Source organism: Flavobacterium sp. W22_SRS_FK3, from assembly GCF_052113665.1.
In the GTDB taxonomy this organism is placed as follows: Bacteria; Bacteroidota; Bacteroidia; order Flavobacteriales; family Flavobacteriaceae; genus Flavobacterium.
The window spans coordinates 22,021-38,909 of the sequence record NZ_JBGQOF010000006.1 but is presented as its reverse complement, the minus strand read 5'-3'; the positions used below and the strand labels follow the sequence as shown (position 1 = coordinate 38,909).

11 protein-coding genes are annotated in these 16,889 nt (G+C 35.8%); 1 reads left to right on the top strand and 10 read right to left on the bottom strand.

The features are described 5' to 3' along the window. Nucleotides 1-90: 90 nt before the first annotated feature. Complete coding sequence (locus tag ACEN2I_RS07385; RefSeq protein ID WP_441765457.1) at nt 91-447, bottom strand: hypothetical protein; 357 nt, start codon at nt 445-447, stop codon at nt 91-93. 139 nt (nt 448-586) lie between these two features. Between ACEN2I_RS07385 and ACEN2I_RS07380 the strand changes: the two genes are divergently transcribed. Beyond that, a complete protein-coding gene (locus ACEN2I_RS07380; protein WP_441765456.1) occupies nt 587-1,117 on the top strand; it encodes a CvpA family protein in 531 nt (176 codons plus the stop codon). 94 nt (nt 1,118-1,211) lie between these two features. Here the strand turns inward: ACEN2I_RS07380 and ACEN2I_RS07375 are convergent, their stop codons facing one another. The 9 genes from ACEN2I_RS07375 to ACEN2I_RS07335 all read right to left on the bottom strand — a co-directional run bounded on the left by ACEN2I_RS07375 (nt 1,212) and on the right by ACEN2I_RS07335 (nt 16,854). Beyond that, nucleotides 1,212-1,574 carry a hypothetical protein gene (locus ACEN2I_RS07375; protein ID WP_441765455.1) on the bottom strand — a complete coding sequence of 121 codons (363 nt, stop codon included), beginning with the start codon at nt 1,572-1,574 and terminating at the stop codon, nt 1,212-1,214. Next, the gene (locus ACEN2I_RS07370; RefSeq protein ID WP_441765454.1) at nt 1,575-2,036 is read right to left on the bottom strand and encodes a Panacea domain-containing protein; all 462 of its coding nucleotides are present in this window, start codon (nt 2,034-2,036) and stop codon (nt 1,575-1,577) included. Nucleotides 2,037-2,213: 177 nt separating this feature from the next. Next, nucleotides 2,214-4,625 carry a glycoside hydrolase family 95 protein gene (locus tag ACEN2I_RS07365; RefSeq protein WP_441765453.1) on the bottom strand — a complete coding sequence of 804 codons (2,412 nt, stop codon included), beginning with the start codon at nt 4,623-4,625 and terminating at the stop codon, nt 2,214-2,216. A 280-nt stretch (nt 4,626-4,905) separates the two neighbouring features. Continuing rightward, nucleotides 4,906-6,855, bottom strand: coding sequence for a sialate O-acetylesterase (locus tag ACEN2I_RS07360; protein ID WP_441765452.1), 1,950 nt, complete (start codon nt 6,853-6,855; stop codon nt 4,906-4,908). A gap of 110 nt (nt 6,856-6,965) precedes the next feature. Beyond that, the gene (locus ACEN2I_RS07355) at nt 6,966-8,204 is read right to left on the bottom strand and encodes a glycoside hydrolase family 5 protein (RefSeq protein WP_441765451.1); all 1,239 of its coding nucleotides are present in this window, start codon (nt 8,202-8,204) and stop codon (nt 6,966-6,968) included. Between the two features lie 58 nt (nt 8,205-8,262). Beyond that, a complete protein-coding gene (locus ACEN2I_RS07350) occupies nt 8,263-10,497 on the bottom strand; it encodes a glycoside hydrolase family 3 C-terminal domain-containing protein (RefSeq protein ID WP_441765450.1) in 2,235 nt (744 codons plus the stop codon). Between the two features lie 86 nt (nt 10,498-10,583). Continuing rightward, nucleotides 10,584-12,173: a GH39 family glycosyl hydrolase gene (locus ACEN2I_RS07345; RefSeq protein WP_441765449.1), complete on the bottom strand. Its 1,590-nt coding sequence runs from the start codon at nt 12,171-12,173 to the stop codon at nt 10,584-10,586. An 85-nt stretch (nt 12,174-12,258) separates the two neighbouring features. Next, nucleotides 12,259-14,259: a glycoside hydrolase family 97 protein gene (locus ACEN2I_RS07340; RefSeq protein ID WP_441765448.1), complete on the bottom strand. Its 2,001-nt coding sequence runs from the start codon at nt 14,257-14,259 to the stop codon at nt 12,259-12,261. 195 nt (nt 14,260-14,454) lie between these two features. After that, nucleotides 14,455-16,854 carry a TIM-barrel domain-containing protein gene (locus ACEN2I_RS07335; RefSeq protein ID WP_441765447.1) on the bottom strand — a complete coding sequence of 800 codons (2,400 nt, stop codon included), beginning with the start codon at nt 16,852-16,854 and terminating at the stop codon, nt 14,455-14,457. Nucleotides 16,855-16,889: the final 35 nt, after the last annotated feature.

The window sequence follows — 16,889 nt, the reverse complement described above, 5'->3', positions numbered from 1 at the left end:
ACAAATTTAGTGTTTTTAGTTTAAACTATACAGTCCCAGTCTCAGTTTTCAGTTCAATTGAGATCGAAAACTGAGACTGAGAATAAAAAATTACTCAATAAGTTCTCTTTCTAAAAAATAATTCACAATCGCTTCTTTCATCAAAACAGATTGTTCGCCTGCTTTTAGCGGAGGCAATTCTTCTTTTACTTTATAATGCGGCCAGCCTTCGTCATCAAAATATTCGAATTCATAAAACCCGTAAGGTTCTAACAATCGGCAAATGGCAATGTGCATCAAATTCAATTTTTCGTCTTTTTTGAATTCGCGGTGTAGTTTCCCAAGTTCCTGAACTCCAATAAGGTAAATAATGGCATCTAAATCTAAATCTTCTCCCTGTGAAAACTGATTGGACAATATATCGACGAGCTTTTCCCAGCGCTCTTTTAGTTGTGTATCTCTGGACATTTTTATAATTGTGAATATGAGTTGTGAATTATAAATTCAAAAACCATAAAATTTAGCTTACAAAGATACGTACTTGAAATTTGAGAACATATCCCTAATAATTCTTTTATATTTGCGCCTCAATAAAACAGCATAAAATATGAGTTTTTTCGATATGATTTTAGGAGCGCTTTTGGCTTTTAGCCTGTATAAAGGAATTAAAAATGGTCTTTTTATTGAAGTTGCTTCCTTTGTTTCCTTACTTCTGGGAATTTATTTAGCCATTAAATTATCTTCTTTCGCAAAAAACATCATTATAAAGTATGTTTCCTGGAATCCAAACACGATTCAAATTACGGCTTTTATACTAACTTTTATTCTTGTTGTAATTGGCGTTTATTTATTGGCCAAAATCTTAACAGGTATAGCTGATTTTGCTTTCTTGGGCTGGCTGAATAAACTAGGAGGCGGTTTTTTCAGGGTTTTAAAAACTATTTTGATTGTGAGTATTTTTATTGCTCTTTTTGAAAAAATCAACTTTGACAACACTTTTGCAAAAAAAGAAACCTTAGATAAATCTATTTTTTATAACCCAATTAAAACAGTAGCTGCCGTTGTGTACCCTTCAATTGAAAAAGGATATGAAAGTCTAAAAAAGGCAAATCAAGAAGAGTCTGCAGAAAAAGAATAGTCCCATTTTGCTCAGGATAAACTTAGTTGAAAGGCTTTAATTGGAAAAGGGCTTCGACTCCGCTAGCCTGACATCTTCTATTAATTCTTACTGTTTAATCTTCCTGATTGATTTGTTGCGGAAATAAATTTTTCAAAATAATCAGCATCATTCCAATTACATTTACAGATGAAGTGGTTAGTAAGGTAATCAGTACATTCTCTGAAAGATTTAAATGCAACAAATTGTCATTGAAATATAAAATTGACACGACAGCTGCCAGCCAAAGAAAAATAATAAAAGAGAAAATATACGTGAGATATCTTCGAAGTTTTGTGTCTTCTAAAAACCTGCCTACTTTTGCATTTCCCAGCCTGTCTTCAAGGATTTGATTTTGAATACGGGCATTATCAATATCTACAGGTCTTATTGCTGCGCTGTTTTCAATAGAAATATTGCTTAAATTGAGTAACGACATTTAAGTAGAAATTGGTTTCAAATTATTGTAATGCTCAAAAATATCTTCATCCGAAATCATGGCGTTAGAATCCTTACGATATACTTTTTGCCACGGTGTTCCTTCAATATGTGTTAAAGCACTTAAATATATACCGTCAAATCTTCCATAAACTTCCCATATTTTATCTAAAAACTTTTCATCTTCACCTGTGATTTTTTCGTTTTTAGTTGCATTTGGAATTTTCTCCGTAATTTTTTCTTTCTTGTATTGCTTTATACTGTAATATAACGAAGGAAAAACAGGGCCAAAATCCCAGGCAATCGGATTTTCATCAATCAGCCTGTCTTTTTTGTTTGTCAGGGCCAAATACCAGCCATAAGCAATATAAGTCAGCTTGATAATTTTCATTGGAGTCAGATCCCCGGTTTTGGAATATTTATCTATGAAATAATTAGCTACTGTTGTTGGATTGTAAGCCATAATTATAAAATATTATTTATCAAAGTTAGCTAAAATTAGGTTGCTACAAAATTTTAAGAACTTATTATAATGTAAATGAGTTGTTTTACATCAAATTTAAAAGTAAACCCGAAAGATTTTAAAAAAAATTTCGGGTTTGTTTCTGTCAGGCTGAACTATATTAGTTTTCAAAAGTATTTACCAGTTTATTTTAAAGCTCTGGCCTTTTTTTAAATCGATAATTTGTTTTTTGTCACCACTAATTAAGGTTGTTTTCCCTCCATTTTTAGAAGAAATATTTAAAACCGTTACCTTCTTATTCTTCCATTCCATTGCAATTTCGAAACCACCTCTTGCACAAATTCCTTTTACCGAACCTGTTTCCCAAGCATCTGGCAATGCTGGCAATAACATGATTTGGTTTTCGTCTGACTGCACCAGCATTTCGGCAACAGCCGATGCTCCGCCAAAATTCCCGTCAATTTGAAACGGCGGATGTGCATCGAATAAATTAGGATATGTTCCTCCACCTCTTCTTGGTTTTTCCGTTTTTTTTCCGTCAGGATCAACATAACGAAGTAATTCGCGATACATTTTATAGGCTCTGTTACCATCCAAAAGTCTAGCCCAAAGATTTATACGCCACCCTTTAGACCAACCTGTAGTTTCATCTCCTTTTATCTCTAAAGTTGTTCGTGCCGCATTTGCTAACTCAGGTGTTGCTAAAGGTGAAATATGATTTCCAGGAAACAATCCAAACAAATGAGATTGATGACGGTGTTTAGGATCTTGATCTTTCCAGTCAAAATACCATTCTTGTAAATTCCCGGCTTTACCAATTTGATAAGGATATAATTTTGAAAGTGCCGTTTCAAGTTTTGTTCTAAATTCATCATCTGTTTTTAAAACTTTAGAAGCTTCGATGGTATTAGAAAAACACTGTCTAATCATGGCCAAATCAGCAGCACCACCATACATAGTTGCACCAGTATAACCATTAGGTGTAATATATAAGTTTTCGGGGGAAGTAGATGGAGACGTAATTAGATAACCATTTTTATCTTCAACTAACCATTCTAAACAAAATTGTGCTGCTCCACGCATCAAATCATAACCTTCATTTTTAAGATAATTTAAATCCTGAGAGAATAAATAATGTTCCCAAATATGAGTACTCAACCAAGCGCCTCCCATATTCCAACAAGCCCAATTGGGATCTCCTCCACCAAAATTTCCAACAGGATTACTCATAGCCCAGATATCCGAATTTTGAGCTACAGCCCATCCGTCTACGCCATAAAAAGTTTTAGCCGTAACTTTGCCTGTTTGGGCAACATTCTTTATATAACTTAAAAGTGGCTGGTGTAGTTCAGACAAATTCGTATTTTCTGCTAACCAGTAATTTTCTTCAACATTAATATTTACTGTATAATTACTACTCCAGGGCGGACGCATATAAGGATTCCAAATACCTTGCAAATTAGCAGGAACACCTTGTGTCCTCGAGCTGCTTATCAATAAATATCGACCATATTGAAAATACAAAATCTCTAAATTTTTGTCTTCTTTACCCTCTGAATAACGCAATAAACGTTCGTCTGTAGGCAAATTAGTAGCAGTAGTCTTTCCAAGGTTTAAACTCACTCGCTGAAATAATTTTTGGTAATCTAAAATATGAGCTTCTTTTAATGTCTTATACGATTTAGAAATAGCTTTTTCCATATTTTCTGCAGCAATTGCCTTATCGTCTAATCCTTCTGTACTTGGATTTTTATCAAAACCATTAAAACTGGTAGCTATAGAAACAAAAATCAATGCTTCAGTTGCATTTTTTACTCCAATTTTATTATCCGCAGTAATAATTGTCCCATCCGTATTTTTAATTTGAACTAAACTTGTAAAACGAGTCCCTCTATTTTCATCAAAAAGAATTGGATTATCACTTTTAACATAACTTGGCTCTGCATGATACGGCGCATAGCCATTAATTTTTAATTCTTTTGTACTAACATCTGTTTTAAATTTCAATAAACTTTCAAAGTCAATTAAAAAATTCAAGTTACTCTTTTTACTAGATGTAATCTTGATAGCCATGATTTGATCAGGAGCTGAAACAAAATATTCGCGGGTATATTTCACACCCTCGATTTCATAATTTATTTTAGAAACAGCATTATTTATATCTAATTCTCTATAATAATTAGTGGCTTTAGTATCCTTTTTAAAATGCGAAATGTGTAACGTTCCAAGTGGCGAAAAAGATTCTGAGTAATATCCCTGCAATTTTTTATTTAATTCATCTGCCAACTTATAGTCTTCGTTTTTCAATGCTGCTCTAATAGCCGGTACATTTTTATATGCGTCAGGATTCATATTAGCATTTACAGGCTCACCTGACCAAAGCGTAGCATCGTTTAAATAAACCTTATCCACATCCACTCCTCCAAAAACAGTCGCGCCTAATTTTCCGTTTCCTAAAACCAGACTTTCCTCAAAAAATTCGGCCGGTTGATTGTACGATAAAATATGACTGGATTGGGCATTTCCTTTGATGTGAATAAAAGAGAACACCAAAACCAGAGACACGCTTTTTAAGAATTTTGAATTCATATCTATTGCTTTTAAATTTTTAAATCTGTCCTGAAGCTTCTGGACCTAATGACAATATTAGGCTGTTTTTATAAAGTTTCAGGAAAAAACCCTCCAGTTTTTTTATCCCAAGTTTAAAAATCAATTGTTATTCAAGAAAATTAAATTTCTCGTGTAACGATTTTGCGTGAGGGATAGTAGCAAACTAGCGAAGTAGTGCGGATAGCCCGACCACATTTGCGAAAGGTGCGTATAAGCGGTTTGTTATGTAGCGCCTTTTGTAAATGTGGTCACGCCATAATTATTTACTAACCTGGTATTTTTCGTTAGCCGTTATCATTTCCCAATCATCGGTTCTGAAAGGCGATGCGGGGAATTTTTCTTTATTGAAAAGATTGATTTCGGTATCGTCGTCTGCCCAACCGTAATGAACGGCTACTGGATTTGGAACATTTTCGCTTGATACTATTATTTTGTTGTCTTTAATTATCGCTTTCGCGGAATGAAAAACTTTGTCAACACCCGCGATTTCGAAACCTGTTACATTTTCTGAATTATCCAGAGTTGAAAGTCCTGAGCCGATAGTATCGAAAGTCAGAATAATTTGGTTTCCTTTTATTTCCTGCGATCTAAAGGTTGGCCCGCTGTAAATTTGCTTTTTGCCGTAAATATTGTTCAAGGCAATAGCTGCCAAACGCAGTCCAACATCTTGTTTGTTTGTAGGATGAATGTCTTTTGCGTTGCCAATATCGGTGGTTACGGCCATTCCGGTATTTTTTAACTTCAGTGTTTCGGATTGTGCTTCGCGAAGTTCTGCCCATCGGCTTCCGATTTTGCTGTTACCTTTAAATTCATCAAAAGTGGACAGCTGTACAAAATAGAAAGGAAAATTGCCCTGTTTAAATTTCGTTCTCCAATCGGTAATCATTAACGGAAATGCTTTTTTGTATTGTTTAGCTCTCCAAACATTAGCTTCGCCCTGATACCATAAAACGCCCTGAATGGCAAACGGAACCAGCGGATTTACCATTGCGTTGTACAATAATGAGGGATAACTATTGGGTGAAACCGACATTTTAACCTGTACGACGTTGAATTTCCACAATCCTTCGAGCTGAATCGCGTTGTCTTTGAACTGAATTTTTAAATCAGATGCTTCACCGTAAATTCCGCCACCGCCACTGTAATCTGTAATTCGTACTGCGATTACGTTATTTCCTTCTTTTAAAACTCCGGCAGGGATTTTATAAATCCTTAGTTTTTCCCAAATGTTATTAGTGCCGACTTCAACTCCGTTTACAAAAGTTTGGTCTTCATCGTCTACTTTTGATAAATGCAAAACAGCTTCTTTTTTGGCTTGTTCGGCTGTCAGCACAATCGTTTTTCGCATCCAGACAATACCATCAATATTGCCTATTTGCTGGTTTTCCCAAAGTGAAGGGACTTTTATTTGAGGCCAGTTTTTATCATCAAAACTGAATTCTTTAAATTGTTTTTCATTGTCCATCGTTACTTCGAAACCCTGAACTTTTTTGAGATTTCCTAAAACTGATTTTTTATAACTTTCGAAAATGAAATCCATATCTACGGTTGGAACATCTGCAATCATGGATTTAAATTCATCACTTTTTTCGAATGCTTCACGGCTGGTCCAGGTTTCCACATTAGTTCCGCCCCAAGAGGTGTTGATAATTCCGATTGGGATTTTTAATTCGGCATATAATTTTTTGGCAAAATAAAAGCCCACTGCAGTAAAATTACCAACGGTTTCTTTGTTTGAAACTTCCCATTTTCCTGCTTTTAGATCCTCTTTTGGAGTTCCGCTTAGATCCTGTGCGATGCCAAAATGACGAATCATAGGATAATTAGAATCGGCGATTTCTTTTTCGGCATTCATCGTTTTTGAAACCTGAAATTCCATGTTAGATTGTCCACTGCAAATCCAGACTTCACCAACCAGAATATTTTTGATCGTTATTTTATTTTTTCCGATAATTATCAATTCAAAAGGTCCTCCGGCATTTTCAGCCTTTAAATTTAGAGTCCATTTTCCATTTTTATCAGCTTGTGTTTTTACAATTTGTCTGTTAAAATGTACTGCTACTTTTTCATTGGCATCTGCCCAGCCCCAAACCGGAATTGTTTTGTTACGCTGCAATACCATTCCGTCAGAAAAAATCAAAGGCATTCTGATATTAGCATGGGTAAATATACTGTAAATCAACAAGATAAATAATTGAAATTTCTTCATTTTTTGTTTATTTAAATTAATAAACCGCATAAGCGATATAAGTAAACATGAGTCCATAACCAACAACAAACTTAAATTATCTTATATCACTTATATAGTTTAGAAGAGTTTTACTGTTCCAGTCCTTCTTTTAAAGCATTTAAAACCTGAGTATCAAAAACGGTATTATCGCTTCTTTTGAAAATTCCAAAACCATTATTTCCAAGACTTCCTTCATCCCAATAAAAAGGCAAAAGACCATTTGCTTTTGCTGTTTTTACAACTGTTTTTAGATAATAGGCTCTTGAAGCCAAATGCAAAGTTAAGTCGGTTCCGGTTAAAGTTGTTCTTCTGATGGCACCAAATTCTCCTAAAAGAACCGGAATTCCTTTATCAGCAAATTGGGTTTTCATTAGTTTGAAGTTCTTTTCTAACTCTGCTTCTTCTCCATACGTTGCGTTTCTTTCTGTATCTGTTGCAGAGTGAAAACCAGTACCCCAATAATAGAACATTGTTCCCCAGGACTCATCTTTTGTCAAACCGGCAAAATTCCATGGTGCGTAATAATGCACTTCAACCATCATACGATTTGCAGCTGTATCAGTTGGCAATTTTGTCATGAATTCATTTGTTTTTGCAATATCGGTAGTTGGCCCCTGAACTACCAAAGTACGATAGGCATTTTTACCTCCCGTAGAACGCACGGCATCAATAAAGGTCTGGTGATACGAATTCAAAACAGCCATTTGAGCTGCATTTTCCACTGCAGGTTCGTTAGCTCCTGCAAACAGCAAATGCTGGTCAAAGCCTCGTAAATGTGTTGCGATTTGTTCCCAAAAAGCTTTTTGTTTGGCATTATTTTCTGCTTTTTTGGCTTCGGTAATATTATTTTCGAGCCAGCCGCCATCCCAATGGATATTTACGACTACATACATATCATTGTCAACACAATACTGCACAACTTCTTTTACGCGGTTCAGCCACTCTGTTTTTATTTTTGCTGTTGTAGTATTTTCCAAATACTGGTTCCAGGAACACGGAATTCTAATCGCATTAAATCCATTTGCCTTAACGGCATCAATCAATGCTTTAGTCACTTTAGGATTTCCCCAAGCAGTTTCGCCGCCTGTTGCTTCTAAAGTGTTTCCGATATTCCAGCCTAGTTTTATTTTTGCAGCTAATTGAACCGCCGTATTTGTCATTCCGGTTGCATCAGCAGGAAGGGGATTTGTGTTATAACTTGGATACAAGCCTTCAGCAACATTTTGTTCTTGTTTTTCCTCTTCTTTATCTGAACTGCAGGCCCAGATACTTATACACGATAAACACAAAATGGTGCTTAATAGGGATGTTTTTATTAGCTGTTTCATTTTCATTTGGTTGTTATAGTTAATAAAGTGGTTTTTGAGGTGGTTTTAAATGGGTAATTTATTTGATCGTTACCACCACTTCTTTTTTGATATCTCTTGAAGAAGTACCGATTTTCAAGGTATATTTTCCTGGTTCAACTATCCATTTTTTAGTAGTAACATCATAATACGCTAATTCTTTAACCGGAACTTTAATCGTTACTGTATTTGAATTTCCTGATTTAACCAATACTTTTTTGAAGCCTTTTAATTCTTTTGCAGCACGCGATACTTTAGAATCTGATTTGGAAGTATACAACTGAACAACTTCTTTTCCATCGGCTTTTCCTGTGTTTTTTACGTCAACTGAAACTGAAATAGTTTCGTTTAAAGCATATTCTGTTTTATCAGCTTTAACATTTTCAATTGCAAAAGTAGTATACGATAATCCGAATCCAAAAGGATATAAAGGAGCTATATTCTTAGTATCAAACCAACGGTATCCTACTAAAATTCCTTCAGCATAATTTACGGCTTTGTCACCAGGGAAGCTGTTGGTTGCATGTGCAGGAGAATCCATCAATTTTTTTGGCATTGTCCAAGGTAATTTTCCTGACGGATTTACTTTTCCTAACAATACATCTGCCAAAGCATTTCCTCCTTCAGAACCATTAAACCAGGTCCAAACCAAAGCATTTGTCTTTTTGCTTACCGCATCAATACCAAAAGGAGCTCCTGCCACAATTACCACAATTGTTCTTGGGTTAACGTCTACAATTTTTTTGATTAATTCTTCTTGTCCGAATGGCAGATGTAAATCGCTTCGGTCGGAAGCTTCGGTTTCGTAATCACGGTTTGAACCTGCAAAAACGATGGCTATATCTGAATTTTTAGCTGCTTCAATTGCTTCTTGTACTTTAGCGGGTTCTAACTTATCGATAGTTACAGGGCCCGAAGAAGTAATATTTCCTAAATTTCCTTTGTTTTTTTCTTCGTAACGCTCTAAATATCCTTCAGCATAATTAATTTGAATTGATTTAGGCAATCTGTTTTTTAAACCATCGAGCGGTGTTACTTCTCTTTTTGTTTTTACACCAGCACCAAATCCGCCTAAAGCATTTTTCTTCGTCGCATTGTTTCCAATTACGGCAATAGATTTAACCCCCTCTAATTGTAAAGGCAATGCATTGTTTTCGTTTTTTAATAAAACTATTGCTTCTGCTGCAATTTTATAGGCATCCTGATAATGTGCTTCAGTAGCAATGCTTCCCTTTACACGTTCTTTTCCTCCCATAGCTTTTACCTGAAATAAAGTGCGCAAAATTCTTTTTACATGGATGTCAATTTCTGCTTCTGAGATTTCTTTGTTTTTAGCTGCTGCTATTAATTTGTCGGCAAGGAAAAATTCATTGAATGGTTTTGGTGTTCCCATCTCAATATCCAACCCGCTTTTTAAAGATTTTACTGTGGAATGCACCGCTGCCCAGTCTGAAACTACAACTCCCTTGAATCCCCATTCGTCACGAAGAATTTTATTGAGCATATAATCATTCTCGCATAAATATTCACCTCTAAATTTGTTATAAGCGCCCATAATACTATAAGCTTTCCCTTCTTTCACAGAGGCTTCAAAAGCAGGAAGATAAATTTCACGCAACGTACGCTCATCAATTTGCACATCTACAAAATCACGATTGGTTTCCTGATTGTTTGCTGCAAAATGTTTTACACAAGCCATAACGTCGTTATCCTGTAAACCCACAACCATGGGCACGGCCATTTTTTTGTTTAAGAAAGGGTCTTCGGTCATGTATTCGTAGGTTCTTCCTCCAAGTGGTGTTCTGACAATATTAATTGCCGGAGAAAGCAGCATGTCTTTGTCTCTGGCACGCAATTCCTGTCCCACACTGTTTCCAAAAGTATAGGCCATTTCCTGATTAAAAGTCGCTGCCAAAGCCCCCGCTGCCGGATAATAGGTAGCGAAATCATCTGTCAGGCCAGCCGGAGCCCAGTTATCACGGGAAATTTCTTCACGAACTCCTAATGGTCCATCGGCCATTTTTAGTTCCGGAATCCCCAAACGTTTTACCCCTCCGGATGTAAACATACTGTTACCATGCAACATTCCGATTTTCTCTTCAAGTGTCATTTGAGACACCAGTTTATCAATTTCGGCATCAAATTCTGAACCGATTTCTTTCCCTACATATTCTTTTTGATCTGAATCCGAATTAGTAGTTTGCGACTCATTTTTACAGGAAGTAAACGTTACAAAAGCTATAGCCGCTGATAAATATAAAATTTTGTTTTTCATAGAGTTTTGTTTTTTCAGATTTAAGATTCTCCTCACTAAAAGCTTAAATCCTGTTTTAGAAATTTTTTCGGTGTTTATTTTTTGAATTATTGTTTGATAAGATTCAGCAGGATAACATCGTTTTCGTTTATTTTGAAATCTTTGATGTAAGTTCCTGTGGTATTAATTGTCACTTTTTCGGTTGCGATTACCTCTCCGTTATTCTTTTCTTTAAGGGTATTAACCTGTTTCTTTGTTATTTGACTGGGTTTGCCCATTGCCAGATAATCGGCGTAGGCGTCATTGGTTTTATACCCAACTTTGTATATTTCCAAAATATATTTCCCTTTTTGAATACCGGACAATTCTATTTTTACGGTTCCTTTTGGTTTGGATGGTAAATCCTGAATATAATACGTTTGATTGTTCACCGAATCACCGGGATGCGTATTGGTGAAATCCCAGAACAAAAGCTGAACATCTCCTTTTGAATTTTTACTTGCCCAGGAAGAAGTGTCGCTATTTTGAAGTTCAGTTTCTCCTAATTTGTTTAGGAAAGCATACGAGAAATAAGCCGGTTTTTTGATTCCCTGTGTGTTCAATAAACCGAAACCTCCGTGAAAAGGTGTAAATCTTGGACCGGGTTCTTCGAAAATATCGGTAAAAACCCAGTACGACATCGAGTTTGCCGCATTGCCTACTTGTTTCAGTTTTTGAAGAATATAAGCAGCCGAATGATAACTGTCGTGAATAGGATCTGCCGGTGTATAAGAAGAACTCCATTCCGTATAATGCAATTCTAACTTAGGCATAGCAGACTCTGAAATTTGTTTACGCGAGCGAATTACATCGCCACTTATGCTATTTTCATCCTTACTCAAAATAGTTCCAGTAGTCCCAAATTCATCCAAAAAACCCTGATTTACACCATAGGTATGTGTTGATATAAAATCTAAAGGCACTTTGTTTTTACTGGCAAATTCAATTGTCTCCGGAACCCAGCCAGCTCCTGCAGTTGCCGGACCTCCAACTTTATAGGCACGATTGACACTTTTTATTCCGCGTGCTGCATATTCATACAACTTAAAATATTCTTCCTGTGTTCCCGTCCAGAAACCCGGAGTTAAATTGGGTTCGTTCCAAACTTCGAAGTACCATGTTTTCACTTCTTCTTCTCCGTAACGTTCAGTAAAATGCTTGGTTAAGTTTCGAATTAAATCTTCCCATTTTTTATAATCTTTAGGAGGTGTTACATTTCCTTTCCACCAAAAAATCGTTTCCGGTCCGCTGGCCAATGCAGAAGGCATAAATCCCAATTCGACAAAAGGTTTCATTTTGATGCTTACAATATAATCGTATAAAACATCAATATATTGGTAATTGTACTCGGGATTCCCTTTAGAATCTTCTCTGTAGACCGCCATATCATCAGACAATAAACCATGCATTCTGATGTATTTAAAATCACATTCTTTTTTGACCAAAGCCAGTTGTTGCTGCCAATCGGCTCGTAAACCTTCATTTGCTCTTCCGGCACCAATACATTCTTTGAACATGGTGTTCAGTTTTCCTGCCGTTTTATTGTAATCTACTTTTATATTTCTTTCTGAAGATTTTACTACATCCGAATTTTGTCCAAACAAATTAATATTGATTAGATTAATGAAAATCACAAATGGTACTATTATTTTTTTCATTTAATTCTATTTAGAGTTAGTTACGTTATATTAGTCAAACCCGAGAGGTTTTAAAAACCTGTCGGGTTTGAAAAAAAATCTATACTTATAATTTTTTAAATCTAATTGCAGTTCCGCCTGCTCCGCCTAAATGTAATTTTAGGGAATCAGAAGCTTTAACTGTTTTCTTAGAAATGGTTACTCCTGTTGGATTATGAGTTTCATCAGAACCTTCTGAATCTGCATAAATTTGAGCTTCGTACGTGGCATTAGCATCTAAGAAAGATAATGAAACCTCTAAATCCCGGGCTTTTTCGTTCGTCATAGAACCTAAATACCAGTCTGCACTATTTTGGTCTTTACGAACTGTAGTCAGGTATTCTCCAATTTCGGCATTCAATACTTTAGTATCTGCCCAGTCTGTCGGAACCTCTTTTAAGAATTGAAAGGAAGGAACTCCTTTATAATTTTCAGGGAGATCGGCTAACATTTGAATTGGAGAATAAAATACTACATACATCGCCAATTGCTGCGCTGTTGTTCCGTGAATTCTTTTTCCAGGATATCCTTGTTTAATTTCTACATCCAAAACTCCGGGAGTATATTCCATAGGACCCGATAACATTCTTGTAAAAGGCAAAATAACAACGTGACTTGGCGGATTTCCTTCGCTCCAGGCATTATACTCTTGTCCACGAGCCGCTTCTCTGGCCAGCATATTTGGATAGGTTCTGCGTTCTCCCGTATCTTTTATTGGTTCATGATAGAAAACGGCCAAATCATATTCCGCTGCTTTTTTCAATACATATCTAAAATAATTTACACCAAACTGACCGTGGTGCCATTCTTTCATATTTAACTTAGAACCTACATGACCAATTTTTACGGTATGAATTCCTAGTTTTTTGTACAGCGCAAAACCTTCATCGATTTGTTTTAAATAATTAATCAAATTAGAGCCTGTTTCGTGGTATCCAATAAGTTCAACGTCTTTTTTCTTTCCGTATTCCACCACTTTTTCCAAATCAAAATTATCGGCACTTTTTGTAAAACTAAACATATGCATGTGGTTTTCGTACCAAGCGGGAGTCCAGCCTTTGTTCCAGCCTTCAATTAACAAATGATGAAAACCTTCTTTGGCAGTAAAATCTATATATTCTTCAGCATTTTTGGTCGTTGCCCCTTGTTTGTCGCTTTCCCAAAAAGTATATTTTCCTATGTGCATTCCCCACCAGATTCCGAAATATTTATACGGTTTTACATAAGAAGGGTTTCCTAGTTTGTTAGGTTCGTTTAAATTTAAAATTAAATACGAATCAATCAAGTCTCCTGCTGTTTCTCCAATTTGAATCGTTCTCCAGGAAGAAGTAAACGTATCTTTTACACGGACTTTTACACCATCAGCCCAAGGCACTAAATCAGATTTTAGCTGTGTTCCAGTTGTGTTTACTAACGTCATACTCGCAAAATCTATCAAATTTGCTTCGTGAAAACTCAATTTTAATCCGCTTTTGCTTTCAATTGTTAAAGGCGTGTGAACTGTATCCAAAGTACTTACTGGAGAATTCTCATATAAATATTCGTAACGATTCTCACGATAAGCCGGAATCCACCAGGCTTTTCCATCTTCCTTCAAGTTAAAAGTTGTTTTTTCATCCATAATGAAAATACTGTCTTTTTTTGCTTGTTTTGGATAGACATAACGAAAAGCAATTCCATCATCATAGGCACGGAATTGAATTTCTAATTTTGTTTTATGCTTATCTTTTTGTTGCAATTTGACCACCAATTGATTGTAGTGGTTTCTAATATTTTTCTTTTCTCCCCAAACCTGTTCCCAGGTTTCATCGAAAGTAGAATTCTCCACTTTTGCAATTTCGAAGTTCTTACTCAGATCATTATCCTTTAATAAAAATCCCATATCCGAAAGCGATAACACTTCGGTTTTCCCATGAGAAACGGCATATTTTGGTTCGCTTTTCACCAACTCAAAATTAATTTTGTTTTGGCCGTTAGGCGATTTTACTTCGTAAGCATTTTTATTTTTTTGACTGTATCCAACCGTAATGGATAGCAAAACTGCGGAAAGGACTAGTTGTTTTTTCATGGTTTCTTTCATTATTCTTTTTAAAATTAAATTGGGTGGTATGAAAATTTCACCCAATTTAAAAACTCAACTCAAACAAAAATTTATTTACATCCTGCTGGGACTCTTTTTTAGCAACTGATTAAAATATTTCAAATGATTAATTTAAAATTTGTCGCAGATTTTTCACGCAGATTTAGCGGATTAAGCCTATTTCTATTTTATCCACTCTGTTTTAAAAGTGGTTTTTCCGTCAATTGTATTTGGGGTTACCTTGAAATTGTTTTCGTTTTTAGTAACTGTAATGGTTTGTAATACTTTGCCTTCTGGTAAAAATACTTTGGCTGTAGCCGAATTTATTTTGTCTGTTGCAAAAACTTTTAAAGTCAATTTACTCCAATCCATGTCCTTCGTCGATTGCGCCAATGGAATATGAGGAATTGCAGAACCGTCTCTAACTAAAACAACAATTGGAATTTCGCCAGCTTCGATTTTGTGCCAGCCTCCATGATATACTTTTTTAGTCTGATAATCAATCCAGGTTCCTTCCGGAAGATATACATCTCTGCTTTTTACGTCTTCAAACAATGGAGCAACCAACATACTTGAACCAAATAAATACTCATTATCAACCAACCAAGAACCCGCATCTTGTGGATATTCCACAAATAAAGCACGTAACATTGGTAATCCTTTTTCTGAACTTTCTTTGGCTTGTGCATAGATATATGGCATTAACTCATAACGCATATTATCTGCTCTTCTGAATGAATCTAAAAATTCTTTGCTATATAACCAAGGCTCTGTTGGTGGTTCTCCGTGGCTTCTTACGTGAGACGTTAACATTCCGAATGGTGTCCATCTGTTGTATAAATTTTCAGGTGATTTCGTTACAAATCCACCAACATCATGGCTCCAAAAACTAAATCCGCTTAATCCTAATGACAATCCACCACGCAATTCTGAAGACATTGCTCCATTTGAAGTTGCTGCATCACCTCCCCAATGTAAAGGATAGCGTTGACTACCAGCCCAGGTACTTCTGGCCCAGATTAAAGTATATCCTTTTTCTTTTTGCGTAATTTCAGCAACAGCTTTATTGTAACGTAATGGATATAAATTGTGCTCGTAAAAACCAGTTCTTCCTGAGTAATAAATTCCATCAGCTGGAGCAGCTTCACCGAAATCAACCTTGAAAACAGAAACCCCTTGATCAAACAAATGTTTTAGTTTGGCTTGGTACCAAGAAACGGTTTCCGGGTTTGAAAAATCCAAAACGGCGTCTTCGTAAGGCAAATTCCCTTTGCGATCTTTTACGGCTAAACCTTTATCTACAATTTCATTAAACAACGTATTTTTAGGAGTGAAATAAGGTAATTGCCATAAACAAACATGAAAACCATCTTCTTTCATATCGGCCATCATTTTTACAGGATCACCAAAACGCGCTTTTGCAAACTCATAATTATTTCTCCAATCTACATCAAACCAACCGGTATCAAAATGAATTACATCTGTTGGAATTTTGTATTTACGTAAATTTTTAGCTACTTCACGACCTTCTTTTTCAGAGAAATAGGTAATACGACTCATCCAAAATCCGAAAGACCAAAGTGGTGGCATTGCTGCTTTTCCGGTTAGATTGGTATATTCATCTAAAATATCTTTTGGCTCCCCGATGAACAAAAACAAATCGGCTTCATCATCGCCAATATACATTTCATTTGCACTTCCAAAATATTTTCCAAAATCAACTGTAATTGGTGTTGAATGATGCATAAAAACACCGTATCCACGACTACTCATGTAAAATGGAATTGGTTTATACATGGTCTCATTCTGAATACCATTTGCATCATCTGTCCATAAAACTACTTTTTGACCGCGTTTGTTGAATTGTGTGAAAGATTCTCCACAGCCAAATATTTTTTCATCGGGTTCGAGACTGAAAGCAGCTCCCATACTTCGAGAATAATCGCTGTTTCTTCGAACAAAAGAAAAGGGCAAAGCTGGTGTATAAGTGTTTTTAAAGTCGGAATTATGTAACGTACTTGTTAGTAGTTTTCCGTTTTCATCATAAATTTTCACATGCCAAGGCTTAGTCAGTATTTCGACTCTTCCATGTTTGCTTGTAAATTTATAACCTCCTTCTATTTTAGAAGATTTCCATAATTCAGGATGATTTGGAGCCACGCCATCTACCAGCATCAAAGATTCTTTTTGTGGATGAAATTGGGGCCCCGAAGTCATTTTGATACGAATGGTACGATCAGAAACAAACTGAATTTCAAACGGCAGTTCTGGTTTAGCTGCATACTCCGTTGCAGGAAATTCATTCGCTGCAATCGTATCTGGTTTTACCAACATATTGTTGAAAGCCTGACGGGTCTGATAATTATAACGTAAATATTTTACAGTTCCTTTTCCTGTTGCGGGATCAAATTTTGTTAGCTCATCGGCAAAATAAAAGGTATTGAGATAATTCTCAAAATCCTTACTGATGTCTATTGGAGCATTAAGCACATCGGCATTTTGTATTTGTGCCGAAGCTTTTGGCATAACTAGAAATCCAAACATAAAGATGGAAAGCAATGCGGTTCGTTGTGAGTTTTTCATTGGTTAATAATTCTAGATGTTAGTTGTACTGCAAG